General features: G+C 66.2%; 15 protein-coding genes. 7 read left to right on the forward strand and 8 right to left on the reverse strand.

Going from position 1 to position 16,769, the window contains the following annotated elements; translation table 11 throughout:
• Positions 1-130: 130 nt before the first annotated feature.
• The 3 genes from AC1DOX_RS00645 to AC1DOX_RS00655 all read right to left on the reverse strand — a co-directional run bounded on the left by AC1DOX_RS00645 (position 131) and on the right by AC1DOX_RS00655 (position 4,957).
• Entirely contained in the window at positions 131-1,456 is a 1,326-nt protein-coding gene (locus tag AC1DOX_RS00645) for a sigma-54-dependent transcriptional regulator (protein WP_441618758.1), read from the reverse strand.
• Positions 1,457-1,461: 5 nt separating this feature from the next.
• Positions 1,462-3,537, reverse strand: coding sequence for a sensor histidine kinase (locus tag AC1DOX_RS00650; protein WP_441618786.1), 2,076 nt, complete (start codon positions 3,535-3,537; stop codon positions 1,462-1,464).
• 127 nt (positions 3,538-3,664) lie between these two features.
• A complete protein-coding gene (locus AC1DOX_RS00655) occupies positions 3,665-4,957 on the reverse strand; it encodes a dicarboxylate/amino acid:cation symporter (RefSeq protein WP_441618756.1) in 1,293 nt (430 codons plus the stop codon).
• A gap of 498 nt (positions 4,958-5,455) precedes the next feature.
• Between AC1DOX_RS00655 and AC1DOX_RS00660 the strand changes: the two genes are divergently transcribed.
• From AC1DOX_RS00660 to AC1DOX_RS00690, 7 genes are all read left to right on the forward strand, one after another.
• Complete coding sequence (locus AC1DOX_RS00660) at positions 5,456-5,776, forward strand: (2Fe-2S) ferredoxin domain-containing protein (RefSeq protein ID WP_092135718.1); 321 nt, start codon at positions 5,456-5,458, stop codon at positions 5,774-5,776.
• 148 nt (positions 5,777-5,924) lie between these two features.
• Complete coding sequence (locus AC1DOX_RS00665; RefSeq protein ID WP_441618753.1) at positions 5,925-6,569, forward strand: alpha/beta hydrolase; 645 nt, start codon at positions 5,925-5,927, stop codon at positions 6,567-6,569.
• 44 nt (positions 6,570-6,613) lie between these two features.
• Positions 6,614-7,819 (forward strand): D-alanyl-D-alanine carboxypeptidase family protein, encoded by a 1,206-nt coding sequence (locus AC1DOX_RS00670; protein ID WP_441618751.1) that lies wholly within the window; start codon positions 6,614-6,616, stop codon positions 7,817-7,819.
• Between the two features lie 22 nt (positions 7,820-7,841).
• On the forward strand, positions 7,842-8,147 hold the full coding sequence (locus AC1DOX_RS00675) for a YbeD family protein (protein ID WP_092135714.1): 306 nt from the start codon (positions 7,842-7,844) through the stop codon (positions 8,145-8,147).
• A gap of 4 nt (positions 8,148-8,151) precedes the next feature.
• On the forward strand, positions 8,152-9,345 hold the full coding sequence (locus tag AC1DOX_RS00680) for a class I SAM-dependent rRNA methyltransferase (protein WP_441618749.1): 1,194 nt from the start codon (positions 8,152-8,154) through the stop codon (positions 9,343-9,345).
• 346 nt (positions 9,346-9,691) lie between these two features.
• Entirely contained in the window at positions 9,692-10,669 is a 978-nt protein-coding gene (locus AC1DOX_RS00685; protein WP_441618747.1) for an NAD(P)H-dependent flavin oxidoreductase, read from the forward strand.
• Positions 10,670-10,698: 29 nt separating this feature from the next.
• Positions 10,699-11,163 carry a YbaN family protein gene (locus tag AC1DOX_RS00690; protein WP_441618745.1) on the forward strand — a complete coding sequence of 155 codons (465 nt, stop codon included), beginning with the start codon at positions 10,699-10,701 and terminating at the stop codon, positions 11,161-11,163.
• A 13-nt stretch (positions 11,164-11,176) separates the two neighbouring features.
• Here the strand turns inward: AC1DOX_RS00690 and AC1DOX_RS00695 are convergent, their stop codons facing one another.
• From AC1DOX_RS00695 to AC1DOX_RS00715, 5 genes are all read right to left on the reverse strand, one after another.
• Positions 11,177-12,427: a phenylacetate--CoA ligase family protein gene (locus tag AC1DOX_RS00695; protein ID WP_441618743.1), complete on the reverse strand. Its 1,251-nt coding sequence runs from the start codon at positions 12,425-12,427 to the stop codon at positions 11,177-11,179.
• Positions 12,428-12,439: 12 nt separating this feature from the next.
• Positions 12,440-13,255, reverse strand: a complete 816-nt coding sequence (locus AC1DOX_RS00700; protein ID WP_441618741.1) for an ABC transporter ATP-binding protein — start codon at positions 13,253-13,255, stop codon at positions 12,440-12,442.
• A 77-nt stretch (positions 13,256-13,332) separates the two neighbouring features.
• Complete coding sequence (locus AC1DOX_RS00705; protein ID WP_092135704.1) at positions 13,333-14,676, reverse strand: ABC transporter substrate-binding protein; 1,344 nt, start codon at positions 14,674-14,676, stop codon at positions 13,333-13,335.
• Positions 14,677-14,743: 67 nt separating this feature from the next.
• Complete coding sequence (locus AC1DOX_RS00710) at positions 14,744-15,820, reverse strand: branched-chain amino acid ABC transporter permease (protein WP_441618739.1); 1,077 nt, start codon at positions 15,818-15,820, stop codon at positions 14,744-14,746.
• 15 nt (positions 15,821-15,835) lie between these two features.
• The gene (locus tag AC1DOX_RS00715) at positions 15,836-16,750 is read right to left on the reverse strand and encodes a branched-chain amino acid ABC transporter permease (protein ID WP_441618737.1); all 915 of its coding nucleotides are present in this window, start codon (positions 16,748-16,750) and stop codon (positions 15,836-15,838) included.
• Between the last annotated feature and the right edge of the window lie 19 nt (positions 16,751-16,769).

Genomic DNA, 16,769 nt, shown 5'->3' on the forward strand with positions numbered 1-16,769 from the left:
GCCTGAGTGTACCAAGCCCGGTCCGCACGCGTGTTGCGTCCGGGCCGCTGCCGCAAACGCCATACAAGTGGTACGACAAGCGAATGTGGCAAACCCGGCAACGACGCCAAAGTCGTTTTGAAGCGACCTCCTAGAGGCCGTATCGCTTGATCTTGTCGTAGAGGGTGGCTTTCCCCACCTGCAGCAGGTCCGCCGCCTGGCTGACCGCGCCGCCCGTGCGGGCGAGCGTGTCGGCGATCAACGCGCGCTCGTAGTGCTCCATGCGCTCGCGCAACGGCATGGATTCGTCGGAAGGTTCGATCCTGGCGCCACCCTGCCCACCCTCGGGCACGCCCAGCACCAGCCGGTCGGCGGCATTGCGCAGTTCGCGCACGTTGCCGGGCCAGGGCCGCTGCATCAGCTGCTGGCGCTGCAGTTCGGACAGGATCGGCGCGGGCCGCTGGTAGCGCACGGCGGCCACCAGCATGAAATGCTCGAACAGCGGCACGATGTCTTCACGCCGCTCACGCAGCGGTGGCAGCGGGATCGTCACCACATTCAGGCGATACAGCAGATCCTGGCGGAACGCGCCCTGCGCGACGAGCGATTCCATGTCGCCCTTGGCGGCGGCGACGATGCGCACGTCGATGGGCACCGACGTATTGGAGCCCAGCCGCTCCAGCGTGCCTTCCTGCAGCACGCGCAGCAGCTTGACCTGCAAGGCCAGCGGCATGCTTTCGATCTCGTCGAGGAACAGCGTGCCGCCCGAGGCGTGCTCGAGCTTGCCGACGCGACGCTTGCCGGCGCCCGTGAACGCGCCCGCTTCATGGCCAAACATCTCGCTCTCGAAGATCGCCTCCGGCACGGCACCGCAGTTCAGCGCGATGAACGGCGCGTCGCGGCGCGTGGACAGCGCGTGCAGGCTGCGCGCCACCAGTTCCTTGCCGGTGCCGGTCTCGCCGTTGATCATCACCGGCACATCGGTGGCGGCCACGTTGGCCACCAGGTCGCGCACCCGCGCGATGGCCGCCGAGCGGCCGATGATGCGAGTGCCCGCCGCCGGCCCCGCCAGTTCGCGGCGCAGCGCCAGGTTTTCCAGCTCCAGCGCGCGGCGTTCCAGCGCGCGGCGCACCGTATCCGTCAGGCGGTCGGCGCCGAAGGGCTTCTCGATAAAGTCGTAGGCGCCCTCGCGCATGGCCTGCACGGCCATCGTGATGTCGCCGTGGCCGGTCACCAGGATCACGGGTACGCCGGGCGCCGTATTGCGGCAGTGCTGCAGCAGGTCCAGCCCGCTGGCGCCCGACAGGCGCACATCCGTCACCAGCACCCCGGGAAAATCCGCCGTCAGGTGCGGCATCGCGGCTTCCGCCGAGGGCAGCGCGAGCACGGCGAAACCCGCCAGCTCCAGGCTCTGCGCTGTCGCCTGGCGCACCAGCGGCTCATCCTCGACAAACAACACCCGCAATCCGTCTTGCATCGCCATCATTTTCCTGCGTCCATCATTGCCTGCGCCTCAGGTGGCGGCTGGTGGGCCCGCCGCAATGTCACCACAAACTCCGCGCCGCCGCCATCCACATTGCCGGCGACCAGCTGGCCGCCGAATTCGCGCACGATCGACGACGAGATCGCCAGCCCCAGCCCGAGGCCCTGCCCGATCTCCTTCGTCGTGAAGAAGGGTTCGAACAGCCGCGGCAGCGCGTCGGGCGGAATGCCTGCGCCATTGTCGCGCACGGCCACGGTGATCGTGTTGCCGTCGGGACCGGCCTGCACGACGATGTCGATGCGCCCTGCCGGGCGCCCTTCCGTGCCTGCCGCGGCGATGGCATCGAGCGCGTTGCCCACCAGGTTCAGGAAGACCTGCTCGAGCTTCAGTTCATCGGCCCAGACCGCCACATCGTCCCCGATGGCGGCCCCGACCGCAGCCCCGTCCGCATTCACGTCCAGCCCGTGCACGGCCACCGTCACCCCATCCAGGCGCGGCGCCATTAGTTGCAGCACGTGGTCCAGCGCGGCGCGCATGCGCACCGCGTTGCGGCGCGGCCGGGCCTTGCCCGCAAACAGCTTGAGCTGCCCGGTGATCTTGCCCATGCGCTCGGTCAGATCGGCGATGGCGGACAGATTGCCCGTGGCCGCATCCAGCTGGCCGCGTTCCAGCAGCACGCGCGTGTTGTCCGAAAACGTGCGCAGCGCCGCCAGCGGCTGGTTCAGTTCATGTGTGATGCCGGCGGCCATCTGCCCCAGCGCGGCCAGCTTGCTGGCCTGCACGAGTTCGTCCTGCGTGGCGCGCAGTTCGCCCTCGGTGCGGGTGCGCTCGGCCACTTCACCTTCCAGTTGTTCGTTGATCGCCATCAGGTCCGCCGTGCGGGCCTCCACGCGGCGCTCCAGCTCGTCGTACGCCGCCTCCAGCATCTGGCGGCTGTACTGCATGTCCCGCGCGCGCTGGCGGCGCTGACGCAGGTTGAACAGCAGCAGGCAGATGCAGGCATAGGCCAGCGCCGCGCCAAGGGTGGCACTGCGCGCACTGGCGAGCACCGGCTCCAGCGGCGCCATCACCAGCATGGTCCAGCCGGCCGGGCCTACGCCGCGGCTGATTTCGAGATAGCGGTCGCTGCCGTCGTCGTCGAGGCCAAACCGGCCGCTCTCCCCGTCGATGCCGTCCGGCGCCCGTGGCCGCTCGACGGTCGGGCCGACGCGCACCAGCCGCACGCCGTCGTTGAGCGTGGTATTGGCCAGCCAGCGCGTCACCGGCGACGCCAGCGGCTGCAGCGGCAGCGGCGTGACGTCCCGGTCGTGATACTGGCGCGTCTTGTGCAGCTCGGCCTGCAGCGCCGCCGGCAGCGGCCGCAGCGTGCGGTACTGCCAGGCCGGCACCGACGACAGGAAAATCACGCCATGATCGTCGGACACCACCAGCGGCTCGGCGCTGCCCGCGCCGGCGCGCTGAAACCATTCCAGGTTGAGCTTGACCACCGTGACGCCGATCACCTTGCCGCCGGATTCGATCGGCTGCGCAATGTAGTAGCCGGGCTCGTCGCTGGTGACCCCGATGGCGTAGAAACGACCGATCTGGCCGCTCGACGCCATCTGGAAGTACGGCCGGAAACGGTAGTCGGTGCCAACGAAACTGCCGGGCTCGCCATGGTTGCTCGCGGCCAGCGCCAGGCCGTTTGCGGCGATCACGTAGGTGGCGGAGGCGCGGGCGCGCCGGTTGACATCGACGAGGTAGTCGTTGACGGTCGCGATGCGGGCGGGGTCGTCCGGCGCGGCCAGCAGTGCGCGGACGGACGGATGCAGAGAAATCAGCGCGGGGAGGAATTCGTAACGGTCGAGCGTGGATTCCAGCGTGGCCGCATAGCGATCCGTGCGCATGACGGCGGACTGCTGCAGGGCGGCGATGCCGCGCTGCACGGACACCAGCCAGGTCAGCGCGCAGAGCGCCAGCAACCCGGCCAGCAGCGCGGCGGCAAAGCTCCACCAGCGCGTGCTCGACCCCGGCGCGTGCACCAGGCCGGGCGCGGCGGGGTCATGCACGGCAAGGAAATCGTCGGAATGAGGCATCGGCACGCGCGAAGTTTCTCGCGCCGATGATACCCGCTGGCGAGGGATGCCGGCGGGCGGAGCGGGCGGCGTGGGCACGGCGCCGGCGGCAGGCGCCGCCGGGCTGGCCGGTACCGCCCCGGTCACGTCAGCGCGCGCCGGCGTCGGCGAGTTCGACCGTGTCGTCAGCATCGCCGCGCAGCACACGGGCGAGACGTGCGCGGTCCAGCTCATGCTCCCAGGCCGAGATCACCACGGTGGCCACGCCGTTGCCGATGATGTTGGTCAGCGCGCGGCATTCGCTCATGAAGCGGTCGATGCCCAGGATCAGCACCATGCCGGCCACCGGGATCGTCGGCACCACGGCCAGCGTCGCCGCCAGCGTGATGAAGCCGGACCCCGTCACACCGCTGGCGCCCTTGGAGGTCACCATCGCCACGGCCAGAATCGTCAGCTGCTGCAGCAACGTCAGTTCGATGCCGGTGGCCTGTGCGATGAAGATCACCGCCATCGTCATGTAGATGTTGGTGCCGTCCAGGTTGAACGAGTAGCCGGTCGGCACGACCAGGCCCACCACGGACTTGGAGCAGCCCAGCTTTTCCATCTTCTCCATCAGGTGCGGCAGCGCGGCTTCCGACGAGCTGGTGCCCAGCACGATCAGCAGTTCTTCCTTGATGTACGCCACGAAGCGGATGATCGAGAAGCCGGTCATGCGCGCCACGGTGCCCAGCACCACCAGCACGAACACGATGGCCGTGAAGTAGAACGTGCCGATCAGCTTGAGCAGCGGAACCAGCGAACCCAGGCCGTACTTGCCGATCGTGAATGCCATGGCGCCAAACGCGCCGATCGGGGCGACCTTGGTGATCACATGCACGATGTGGAAGAACACCTTGGACACCTGGTCCACCATGTCGTGGATGATGCGGGCACGCTCACCGACCACGGCCAGCGCCGAGCCGAAGAACAGCGAGACCAGCAGGATCTGCAGGATGTCGCCATTGGCGAACGCACTGAAGATCGTGTCCGGGATGATGTGCATGAAGAACTCGACCGTGCTCTGGCCGTGCGCCTTCGACACGTACTGCGAGATCGACTTGGTGTCGAGCGTCGCCGGATCGATGTTGAAGCCCACGCCCGGCTTGAGCGCATGGGCGGCCAGCAGGCCGATCAGCAGCGCGAAGGTCGACACGATCTCGAAGTAGAGCAGCGCCTTGCCGCCCACGCGGCCCACCTTCTTCATGTCGCGCATGCCGGCAATGCCGGACACCACGGTACAGAAGATGATCGGGCCGATGATCATCTTGATCAGCTTGATGAAGGCGTCGCCCAGCGGCTTCATCTCCACGCCGGTATCGGGCCAGAAATGGCCCAGCAGGATGCCCACGGCAATCGCGAACAGTACCTGCACATACAGGATCTTGTAGAAGGGTTTCCTCATGATGTCGTCCTCGGTGTTTGTGACCGGTGCCGGGGCGCTCGGGGTGGCGCACCGCTTCGCACGCCTCACGAAATGCGGCGCGTCTGGACGTAACGAATTGCAACAGCCGTGCCATCGGTGCCAGGCTCGGCAAATCGTTGATTTGCAAGGAAAGTGGGAAATCTCTGGCGGCGCCGGGCTCCGGGATTCCGGAAATCCGGAAATGGCGACTCCAGACTTTCGGACGCCAGACCTGGCCTGGAATCGCGATTTGTGGCGCATCAGGCGCTCAAGTGGTTGCATTCACCGCGGCGACGGCGGGCGCGAGGGGCGGCTGGCGGGTCAGATTCCGGAAATCCGGGCACCTCCGCATGGCGGAATGGGGGGGCCGACCACGTATAATTCCACGCTTCCGTTCCACTGCCCCGGCCCGCGCCGGCCGAACGTGCCCTCGGGGCCCGTTCGCGTCGCGTCCCCCGAGTCCGTCTGGTTCGCCCCGTTTGTCCCGTCCGCCCCAGCATGACCAGCTACTACCAACATCACGTCTTCTTCTGCCTGAACCAGCGCGAAAACGGCGAAGCCTGCTGCGCCGACCACAACGCCAAGGCGCTGCAGGAGTACGCCAAGAAACGTTGCAAGGAGCTCGGCATTGCCGGCGGCGAAGGCCGCGTCCGCATCAACAAGGCGGGCTGCCTGAACCGGTGTGAACTCGGTCCGGTGCTCGTGGTCTACCCCGAGGCCGTCTGGTACACCTTCGTCGACGAGCAGGACATCGACGAAATCATCGACAGCCATCTGGTGAACGGCAAGCCCGTCGAACGCCTGATGGTGGATCGCTGATCCGTAGCCCGTCGTGCCCTGCCGGGTTCCGCCCGGTTTTTTGTTGTTCCGCTTGCTGTTCCGTTCGTAGTCCCTGCTTGTAGTCCCGGCTTGCTGTCCCGCCATCCGATTGCTTTCCCGAGTCGCCCGTAACGCCCGCCTGTCCACCATGAACGCGCACACCCAGGTCACCACCATCGCCGGCCCCGTCGGCGCCATCGATATCTCCATCGACCTGCCGCAGAACGCGCCAGTGCGCGGGCTGGCGCTCGTGGCGCACCCGCACCCGCTATTTGCCGGCACCAAGGACAACAAGGTGGCGCAGACGCTGGCGCGCACCTTCGTTGCGCTGGGCTACGCCACGGTGCGGCCGAACTTCCGCGGCGTGGGCGGCACCGCCGGCGAGCATGACAAGGGCATCGGCGAACAGGACGACCTGCTGGCGGTGATCGACTGGATGCGCGCGCAGACCGCGTGGTCGCCGGAGGCCGCGACACTGCCGCTGGCGCTGGGCGGTTTCTCGTTCGGCAGCTTCGTGCAGACGCACGTGGCCCGGCGCCTGGCCGAGGCCGGCACGCCCGCGCAGCGCCTGGTGCTGGTGGGCACCGCCGCGAGCCGCTGGGAAGTCGCCACCGTGCCGGCGGACACCATCGTGATCCACGGCGAGCAGGACGACACCGTGCCGCTGGCCAGCGTGCTGGACTGGGCACGTCCGCAGGAATTGCCGGTCATCGTCATCCCCGGCGCCGATCATTTCTTTCATCGCAAGCTGCACCTGATCAAGCAGCTCGTCGTCAACGCGTGGGACCGGTGAACCTTCCCGTCCGCGCAAACCTTTTCTTGTTGGAAATCGCACACATGCTGAACAGAGCCACGCCGCGTTTCGCGTCCGCCCTTGCCCCCGTTGCCGTCGCCGCGACGATCGCCACCGCGCTTGCCGCCGCCCCCGCCGCCGTCCTGGCGCAAGGCGTACCGACGCCACAGGTGGCCGCCAAGTCCTGGATGCTGTACGACGTGACGAGCGGGCAGGCCCTGGCGTCGCAGAACGCCGACCTGCGCATCGAGCCCGCGTCGCTGACCAAGCTGATGACCGCCTACCTGGCCTTCGAGGCGCTCAAGGAAAAGCGCCTGACGCTGGACCAGACCGTGGTGCCCACCGCACTAGTGCTGAAGGTGAAAAGCGACGAGTCCCGCATGTTCATCGAGCCGAACAAGCCGGTCAGCGTGCAGGACCTGCTGCTCGGCCTGATCGTCCAGTCCGGCAACGACGCCGCGCTGGCGCTGGCCGAGGCCGTGGGCGGGTCCGAGGAAGGCTTCGTCGCGATGATGAATCGCGAAGCCCAGCGCATGGGCATGAAAAACACGCACTTCACCAATACGGACGGCATTCCCGACCCGAACCACTACACCACCGCGGTGGATCTGGCCACGCTGACCACGCGCATCATCAAGGACTTCCCCGAGTACTACAGCATGTACTCGCAGAAGGAGTTCACCTATAACAAGATCAAGCAGCCCAACCGCAACCGGCTGCTGTACATCGACCCGACCGTGGACGGCGTGAAGACCGGCCACACCAAGTCCGCCGGCTACTGCCTGATTTCGTCGGCCAAGCGTCCGCTGGCCAACGTGCCCAACGGTTCGCGCCGCCTGGTGTCGATCGTGATCGGCACCACCACGGAGCAGGTGCGCACGCAGGAAAGCCTCAAGATCCTGAACTACGGCTTCCAGTTCTTCGACACGCTGCGCCTGTATGACAAGGGCCAGGTGCTGGCCACGCCCGAGATCTACAAGGGCAAGTCCGGCACCGTGAAGATCGGCGTGGCCAACGAGACCTTCGTCACGGTGCCCAAGGGCACGGGCGGCCGTCTCAAGCCGGTGCTGGAGCGCCAGGAACTGTTGCTGGCGCCGATCGCCGCGGGCCAGCAGGTGGGCACCGTCAAGTTGATGGATGGCGCCACCAAGGTGGGCGAGTTCCCGGTGGTGGCCCTGGAAGAGGTGCCCGAGGCCGGTTTCTTCGGCCGCCTGTGGGACACCATCCGCCTGTGGTTCAAGCGCAAGTAATCACGCGAAGCGAGATCAGATCATGACGACCGATTCGAATGGCGGTCAGCAGCCCGGCGACATCCCGCCGCAGGCTTCGCTGATCGAGTACCCGAGCGCTTTCCCGATCAAAGTCATGGGCGCGATGCAGGACGGCTTTGCCGAAGCCATCGTGAGCCTGGTGCAGGGTTTCGACCCCGACTTCCACGCCGGCAAGATGGAGATGCGTCCGTCGCGCAATGGCAACTACCTCGGCCTGACGGTGACGGTGTGGATCACCAGCCGCGAGCAGCTCGACGACCTGTATCGCGCGCTGACTTCGCACCCGATGGTCAAGGTGGTGCTGTAACCGCATGAACGTCATCACCCTCAAGCCCGGCAAGGAAAAGTCCTTGCTCCGGCGCCATCCCTGGGTCTACGCCACGGGCATCGCCAGCACCGAAGGCCGCTGCGAGCCCGGCTCGACCGTGACCATCCGCGCCGCCGATGGCCGCTTCCTGGCCAAGGGCGCCTACAGCCCCGAATCCCAGATCCGCGCCCGCGTGTGGACGTTCGACGAGAACGAACCCGTCGATCACGCGCTGTTCAAGCGCCGCGTGGGCGCCGCCATCGCCCACCGCAGGCAATGGGTGCGCGACAGCGATGCCGTGCGCATGGTCTTCGGCGAATCGGACCGGCTGCCGGGCCTGATCGTCGACTATTACGGCACCGGCGAGACCGGCCAGCTGGTCTGCCAGTTCAACTCCGCCGGCGTGGAGCAATGGAAGGACGCACTCGTGCAGGCGCTGGTCAGGGAGACCGGTTGCCCGAACGTCTACGAGCGCTCCGACGCGGCCGTACGCCAGCGCGAAGGCCTGCCGCTGGTGACCGGCGTGCTGGCCGGCGCCGAGCCCGATCCGCAGCTGTCCGTCACCGAGCACGGCGTGCGCTACTACGTGGATGTGCGCAGCGGCCACAAGACCGGCTTCTACGTCGACCAGCGCGACAACCGCAAGCTCGTCGGGGACCTGGCCGAAGGCCGCGAGGTACTGAACTGCTTCTGCTACACGGGCGGCTTTTCGCTGGCGGCGCTGCGCGGCGGCGCGAAGTCGGTGACGTCGATCGATTCGTCCGGCGATGCGCTGAAGATCGCCGAAGCCAACGTCGCGCTGAACGGTTTCGATGCCGGACGTGCCACGTGGCTCGATGCCGACGTGTTCAAGATGCTGCGCGAGTTCCGCGCCGAGGGTCGCCAGTTCGACCTGATCGTGCTGGATCCGCCCAAGTTCGCACCGTCGGCCCAGCATATCGACCGTGCCGCGCGCGCGTACAAGGAAATCAACCTGGTCGGCATGCAACTGCTGCGTCCGGGCGGCCTGCTGTTCACGTATTCCTGCTCGGGTGCGATCAGCATGGAGCTGTTCCAGAAGATCGTGGCCGGCGCAGCCACCGATGCACGGACCGATGCGCGCATCCTGCGCCGCCTGTCGGCCGGCACGGATCACCCGATGTCCGCCGCATTCCCCGAAGGCGAGTATCTGAAGGGACTGCTGCTGGAGAAGATCTGAGGAACCGGGGGAGAGCCGGATACGCGTCCGGCACTTGCCGTGGCGCTCGCCGGGGGGTCGGAAAATGTGGCATCGCTGTCTTTTGGCGGTCACATTCACCGACTATCCTTCGATTCGCGGTGAGGCATTGGCAGGTGTCTTACCGTCTCTTCTTATCAGTCTTCGTGGTAATTGCCCCGCGGTTTCGCGGGGCATTTTTTTTGCGCCAACGCTGACAAACTCCAGTGGCGTAGATTGGAGCCTCTAGCGCCCCAACAGCGCCGCACGATGCGAAACTCCCTATAATCGAACGATCGTTCAATTAGACGGATGCGGATGCATCCGCACAGTGGATTGAGGAGACTCCATGCCTGCCGCCAAACACATTCCGCCGGCCCTGCAAAACTTGGCCCTGCCCGTCATTGCATCGCCGATGTTCATCGTCAGCTACCCCGAGCTGGTGCTGGCGCAGTGCAAGGCCGGCATCGTCGGATCCTTCCCGGCGCTGAACGCACGCCCGGCGGAGCTGCTCGACGAATGGCTCACGCAGATCCAGGAAGACCTGGCGGCGTTCAAGGCGGCCAACCCGGGCAAGCCCGTGGGGCCCGTCGCCGTGAACCAGATCGTGCATACGTCCAACGCGCGGCTGGAGCACGACGTGAAGGTTTGCGTCGATCACAAGGTGCCGATCTTCATCACGTCGCTGCGCGCGCCCGTCAAGGAAATGATCGACGCCGTGCACAGCTACGGCGGCATCGTGCTGCATGACGTCGTCAACCTGCGCCATGCGGAGAAGGCCATCGAGGCCGGCGTGGATGGCCTGATCCTGGTGGCAGCCGGTGCCGGCGGCCACGCGGGCATGCTGTCGCCGTTCGCGCTGGTAGGCGAAGTGCGCAAGATCTTCGACGGCCCCATCGCGCTGTCGGGCTCCATCACCACCGGCGACGCCGTGCTGGCCGCGCAGGCCATGGGCGCCGACTTCGCCTATGTGGGCACCCGCTTCATCGCGTCGCAAGAGGCCCACGCCAGCACCGAATATAAGCAGTCGATCACCAGCTCCGCCGCCGCGGACATCGTCTACACCAACCTGTTCACGGGCGTGCACGGCAACTACATCCGCGAGAGCATCAGCAACTCCGGCCTGGACCCGGACAACCTGCCGGTGGCGGACAAGACCAAGATGGATTTTTCCAGCGGCGCCTCCAAGGCCAAGGCATGGAAGGACATCTGGGGCGCCGGCCAGGGCGTGGGCCAGATCCACGACATCCCCACCGCCGGCGAAATCGTGGCGCGGATGACAGCCGAGTACGATGCGGCGCGCGCCCGCCTGGGGCTGGTACGATAAGGGCGTTTTTCGCCTCGCCACGCCCTCCCTTGCCGCCGACCGACCCCAAACGCCAGACCGCAGCCTCGCCCGACGCGCTCACGCCCCATGAGCGCGCGATTCGCGCATTCTGGGTCACCTGCGGCATCCTGAGCCTTGCCCTCGGCATCATCGGCATCTTCCTGCCGTTGCTGCCGACCACGCCGTTCATCCTGCTGGCGGCGGCCTGCTTCGCGCGCGGGTCGGAGAAATTCCACAACTGGCTGATCACGCACGAGCGCTTCGGGCCACTCGTGCGTGACTGGCAGGCCCACCGCAGCATTCCGCTGCGCGCCAAGTGCCTCGCGCTGTCGATGATGTGGACCTCGATGGGCACCACGGCCTGGCTGCTGCGCGCGCGGCCGGTATCGTCGCTCACGCTGCTGGCCATCGGCCTGGCCGTCACGGTGTGGATGGTGCGCTTGCCGACGCGACCGCGCGGGGGCTATCCCAATACGGGCGACCCCCAGGCGTAGTTCAAGGCGTAGCTCAGCTGTAGTCTCGCGCGTCTTCTATCACCTTGCCATCCTGCGGCAGTGACCCCGCCGACACGAACCGCACCTCGCCGCGCAGGCGCAGGACCTCGCGCATGGATTCGCCGATGGCGCGCGCCAGCCCCTCGTCGTCGCGCGTGGCGTCGCAGTGCAGCGTCATGGTGTCCGCGCCAACCGAACCCGTCACAACCAGCCGCGCCGCACGCACCTCCGGATGGCGACGGACCACGTCCGCCACCTGCCCGGGATGCACGAACATGCCCTTGACCTTGGTCGTCTGGTCGGCCCGGCCCAGCCATCCCTTGAGCCGGATATTGGTTCGGCCGCATGGGCTGGCGCGATGCGAGGAATCCGTGACGATTGCCGACAGGTCACCGGTCCCGAAGCGGATCAGCGGATAGTCGCCGTTGCCAAGCACCGTGACGACGACTTCGCCGGTCTCGCCCTCGGGCATCGGCTTCGTGCCGCCCGGCTCCACGATCTCCACCAGCACGCCTTCATCGACCACCCAGCCGTCGCCCCCATCGGACTCGAAAGCAATCAGGCCAAGGTCCGCCGTGCCATACATCTGCCGCGCGGTGATGCCATGGTCCTGCAGCCATGCACGTAGCGGCGGCGGACAGGCCTCGCCGGACACCAGGGCCTTGCTCAGGCTCGCGCAGGGTGTTCCCATCTCCTCGCCGCGTTCCAGCAACAGCTTGAGGAATGACGGCGTGCCGGCATAGGCCGACGGTCGCAGGCTGGCCAGCGCCTGCACCTGCGATTCGGTCTGGCCGACGCCCGCCGGAAACACGCAGCAGCCGATCCGGTGCGCGCCGGCTTCCATCATCATCCCGGCCGGCGTGAAGTGGTAGGAGAACGTGTTGTAGACCAGGTCGCCCGCACGGAAGCCCGCCGCGAACATCGCCCGCGCGGTACGCCACCAGTCCGCCGAATGGCCGTCCGGCTCGTTGATCGGCCCCGGCGACTGGAACACATGCCGCAAGCCGCCCAACGGCGTGGCATTGAGCCCGCCCAACGGCGGCATCGTGCGCTGGCGCGCGGTGAGCTCCGACTTGCGCGTGACGGGCAAGGCGGCCAGCGCCTCGCGCGACGTCAGCGCGCGGGGATCGACCTCGCGCAGCACCTCGGCAAAGTACGGCGCGTGCGACTGAGCATGCGCCACCTGGCGCGACAGCGCGGCGAGCAACGCCGCCTCGCGCTCGGCCGGCGCGCGCGTCTCGAGCGAATCGAAATATTCAGCCATGATGTCCTGGGGTCAGGCCAGCCAGCGCTTGCGGCGGCGATAGCTCTTCACGTCACGGAAGGATTTGCGCGCGGCGCCGTCGGCATCGTTAGCCGCCACGCCCAGGTAAAACTCCTTCACGTCCTCGTTGGTGCGCAGCGATTCGGCGGCGCCATCCATCACCACGCGGCCGTTCTCGAGGATGTAGCCGTAGTCGGCATAGCGCAGCGCGACCATCGTGTTCTGTTCGGCCAGCAGGAAGCTGACTCTCTCGCGTGTGTTCAGGTCGCGCACGATCTCGAAGATCTCCTCGACGATCTGCGGCGCCAGCCCCATCGACGGCTCATCGAGCAGGATCATCGCCGGCTTGGCCATCATCGCCCGGCCAATCGCGCACATCTGTTGCTCGCCGCCCGAGGTGTAGCCCGCCTGCGACTTGCGGCGCGTCTTCAGGCGCGGGAAATAGGTGTAGATCTTCTCGAGTTCGTCGCGGGTATCGCTGCGCGACAGTCCGCGCGTATAGGCACCCGTCAGCAGGTTTTCCTCGATGGTCAGATGGGCGAAGCAATGGCGCCCCTCCATCACCTGGATCACGCCACGCCTGACGAGATCGTTGGGCGTGAGCTGGTCGATACGGTCGCCGCGATACTCGATCGATCCCTTGGTCACGTCGCCGCGCTCCGCGTGCAGCAGGTTGGAGATGGCCTTGAGCGTGGTGGTCTTGCCCGCGCCGTTGGCGCCCAGCAGGGCCACGATCCGGCCCTCCGGCACCTCAAGCGAGACGCCTTTTAGCACCAGGATCACGTGATCGTAAATAACTTCGATGTTGTTGACGGAGAGAAGGGTCATGTCGGCATTCCTGATTCGACCACCTGTTTCGCTCCCCTCTCCCGCCATGCAAGAGAGGGGAGAACACCCATCACAAACTAGCCTTGCAACTTCATGCAAGCCGGCGTGATGCCCTTCTCCTTCGCATACTGCGCAGCCGTCGCCTTGAACAGCGGGTGGATCAGGTTCTTGTTGCCTTCGATCCAGTCGGACACCACCACCCACTTGGTGCCATCCCATTGCTGGATCTTCACCTTGCCCGAGCCTTCGTGGTTGTCACAGCTGGTCTTGATCTCGGGCAGCAGGCCCGTGGCACCGAGCTGCTGCAAGCGCGCACTGGTCAGGTTCAGGTTCTCGAACGCCCAGCGCATGTCGTCGCCGGTCATCACCTTGCCCTTGCCGAACTTCGCCTGCGCCACGCGGATGGCCTCCACGGTCACCACCGCTGCCGACACGCCGCGGTTATAGAGCACCGACCCGACCTTGTTGCGGTCCTGCATATTGCCCTTGCTGGCGCCATACACCACCTTGTCGATGTCCGCGATCAGCGGCACGCTCTTGCCCGCCACGTTCCAGGTGGCGCTCATGTAGCCCTTGGCGGCGTCGCCGGCCGGCACCGTGTCTTCCTCGGACCCGGCCCACCAGGACCCGATCATCTTGTCGCGCGAGAAGCCAACCTTCTGCGCGGCCTTCAGCGCGGTCTGGTTCATCACGCCCCAGCCCCAGAAGATCACGTAGTCGGGGTTCTCCTGGCGAATCTTCAGCCATTGCGCGCCCTGCTCGTTGCCGGGGTGCGCCACGGGAATCTCGACCAGGTTGAACTTGCCGAGCTTCGCCTCCGCCTCCAGCGCGACGATGGGCTCCTTGCCATACGCCGAGTCGTGATACAGGTAGACGATCTTCTTGCCTGCCAGCGAGCCACCGTTCTTCGACGCCAGGAACCTGACGATGGCCGACACCTGCATCTGGTAGGTGGTCACCAGCGGAAACGCGTAGGGGAACACCGAGCCATCGACGGCGTCGGTGCGGCCGTAGCCCATCATCACCAGCGGCACCTTGTCGCCGGCGGTCTTGTCGACCAGCGCGTAGGAAATGCCAGTGGACATGGTGTGATACGCCGTGCCCTTGCTCGTGCTGTTCTTGGCCTTCAGCCGCTCGTAGCACTCCACGCCCTTGGCGTTGTTGTACTCGGTCTCGCACTCTTCCCACGACAGCTTCACGCCATTGACACCGCCATCCTTCAGGTTGACGTAGTTCAGGTAGTCGACAAAGCCGCCATAGAACGATTGCCCGTTGGCACCGTAAGGGCCCACGCGATAGCTTGGCAACGCGACGAACTGCTCGTTGGCTTGCGCCAGCGCCGGTATTGACGGCGCCAGCAGCGCAGCCGCGACGCTGACCACCAGGGCGGCGCGCTGCACATTGCGAAATACGGTTGTCATGACTGTCTCCTTCACCTCGGACGGGCGTTGTTATAAGAACGACGTAAAAATCACCACTCCAAATGCCTCAATGCGGGAACGGCCACAGGCGGAGTTTCTCCTTGGCGATCTGCCAGAGCCGCGCCAGGCCATGCGGCTCCACGATCAGGAAGAAGATGATCAGGCCGCCAAACACCATGAGCTGGATGTGCGACACGGTGGCGTTGGTGAACGGCAGGTGCAGCAGCGACGCCAGCCCCGGCAGCACGTTGTCCAGGAAGATCGGCAGCAGCAGGATGAACGCGGCACCGAGGAACGACCCCAGGATGCTGCCCACGCCGCCGATGATGATCATGAACAGGATGCGGAACGACAGGTCCAGCGAGAAGCCATCGGGCTCCACCGAACCGAGATAGCAGAACGCGTACAGCGCACCCGCCACGCCGCAGTAGAACGAGCTGACCGCGAAGGCGAGCAGCTTCGTGCGCATCAGCGGAATGCCGATGACCTCGGCGGCCACATCCATGTCCCGCACGGCCATCCACGCGCGGCCCGTGGCGGAGCGCACGAGGTTCTTGGCGATCAGCGCCAGGACGGTGACCATCGCCAGCACGAACAGGTAGCGCTTGACCGGCGTGTCGATGGCGATGCCGAACAGATCGAGCCGTTGCGCCGTGATCACGCCCGACGAGCTGTTGTTCGACAGCCAGGGAAATTTGGTCAGCGCCCACACCACGAAGAACTGCGCGGCCAGCGTCGCCACGGCCAGGTAGAAGCCCTTGATTCGCAGCGACGGAAGCCCGAACGCAACGCCCACCATCGCCGCGGACAGCCCGGCGAGGATGAACGTCAGCAGCACCGGAATGCCCTCGACGCGAAGCTGGAAGTTGTAGGCCGCATACGCGCCCACGGCCATGAAGGCGGCGGTGCCCAGCGACAGCTGCCCGGCGTAGCCGGTCAGGATATTCAGCCCCAGCGCCGCCAGCGCGAGAATCAGGAAGGGCGTCAGGATGGCGGTGAACCAGTACTCGGAGCCGACCAGCGGAATGCCGATGAAGGCCACCGCCATCAGGACCCCGAAGCCGATGCGATCCTGGCGGATAGGGAAGATCTGGCTGTCGGCGACGTAGCTGGTCTTGAACTGGCCGGATTCGCGGTAGAGCATCGTTCGGTCCTCCGGTTACACGCGGTCGATGTGTTTCTCACCAAACAAGCCCTCCGGCCTGACCAGTAGAAACAACAACGCAAACACATAGGGGAACCAGCCTTCGATGCCCCCGAAATTGCCGCCGAACATCGACTGGAACACGGGCGGGATGTAGATCTCCGCCAGCTTCTCCGAGGCGCCGATGATCAGCCCGCCGACGATGGCGCCCGGCACCGAGGTGAAGCCGCCGAGAATCAGCACCGGCAGCGCCTTCAGCGCGGTCAACGTCAGCGCGAACTGCACGCCGTTGCGCGATCCCCAGAGCATGCCGGCCACCAGTGCGACAAAGCCGGCCACGCCCCAGACAATGGCCCAGATGTTCTGCAGCGGAATGCCGAGCGACAAGGCCGCCTGGTGATCGTCCGCAACGGCGCGCAGCGCGCGGCCCACCTTCGTGTACTGGAAGAACAGCGCGAGCGAACCCACCAGGACCCCCGCGATGGCCGCGGCCGCCAAGTCGAACTTCGACAGGACGATATTGAAGCGCGTCATGATCGACTCGATCGGCTCGTCGACGATCCCGAGGTTGATCGGGCGCACCTCGTTGCCGAACAGCAGCGGCCCCAGCCCTTCCAGGAAGAACGAGAGACCGATGGTCGCCATGAAGAGCGTGATCGGTGGCTGGTTCACCAGCTTGCGCAGCACGAAGCGCTCGGTGCTCATGCCGACGATGATCATCACGACGAACGCGCCGATCACGGCCGCCCACATCGGCAGGCCCTTGTCCATCAGCCCCACCACCGCCAGCGCGGCAAAGTAGACCATCGCGCCCTGCGCGAAGTTGAACACGCCGGACGCCTTGTAGATCAGCACGAAGCCAAGCGCCACCAGCGAATACATCAGCCCGGACAACAGCCCGCCGATCAGGATTTCGATGAAGAACGTCATGATGGGTCTCTGCCTTGTG

This window comes from Cupriavidus sp. 01L415, assembly GCF_056400065.1.

Bases quoted from the DNA above. Each gene is read 5' to 3' on its own strand.
- AC1DOX_RS00645 (WP_441618758.1), bottom strand. From the start codon at position 1,456: ATGCAAGACGGATTGCGGGTGTTGTTTGTCGAGGATGAGCCGCTGGTG.
- AC1DOX_RS00650 (WP_441618786.1), bottom strand. From the start codon at position 3,537: ATGCCTCATTCCGACGATTTCCTTGCCGTGCATGACCCCGCCGCGCCC.
- AC1DOX_RS00655 (WP_441618756.1), bottom strand. From the start codon at position 4,957: ATGAGGAAACCCTTCTACAAGATCCTGTATGTGCAGGTACTGTTCGCG.
- AC1DOX_RS00660 (WP_092135718.1), top strand. From the start codon at position 5,456: ATGACCAGCTACTACCAACATCACGTCTTCTTCTGCCTGAACCAGCGC.
- AC1DOX_RS00665 (WP_441618753.1), top strand. From the start codon at position 5,925: ATGAACGCGCACACCCAGGTCACCACCATCGCCGGCCCCGTCGGCGCC.
- AC1DOX_RS00670 (WP_441618751.1), top strand. From the start codon at position 6,614: ATGCTGAACAGAGCCACGCCGCGTTTCGCGTCCGCCCTTGCCCCCGTT.
- AC1DOX_RS00675 (WP_092135714.1), top strand. From the start codon at position 7,842: ATGACGACCGATTCGAATGGCGGTCAGCAGCCCGGCGACATCCCGCCG.
- AC1DOX_RS00680 (WP_441618749.1), top strand. From the start codon at position 8,152: ATGAACGTCATCACCCTCAAGCCCGGCAAGGAAAAGTCCTTGCTCCGG.
- AC1DOX_RS00685 (WP_441618747.1), top strand. From the start codon at position 9,692: ATGCCTGCCGCCAAACACATTCCGCCGGCCCTGCAAAACTTGGCCCTG.
- AC1DOX_RS00695 (WP_441618743.1), bottom strand. From the start codon at position 12,427: ATGGCTGAATATTTCGATTCGCTCGAGACGCGCGCGCCGGCCGAGCGC.
- AC1DOX_RS00700 (WP_441618741.1), bottom strand. From the start codon at position 13,255: ATGACCCTTCTCTCCGTCAACAACATCGAAGTTATTTACGATCACGTG.
- AC1DOX_RS00705 (WP_092135704.1), bottom strand. From the start codon at position 14,676: ATGACAACCGTATTTCGCAATGTGCAGCGCGCCGCCCTGGTGGTCAGC.
- AC1DOX_RS00710 (WP_441618739.1), bottom strand. From the start codon at position 15,820: ATGCTCTACCGCGAATCCGGCCAGTTCAAGACCAGCTACGTCGCCGAC.
- AC1DOX_RS00715 (WP_441618737.1), bottom strand. From the start codon at position 16,750: ATGACGTTCTTCATCGAAATCCTGATCGGCGGGCTGTTGTCCGGGCTG.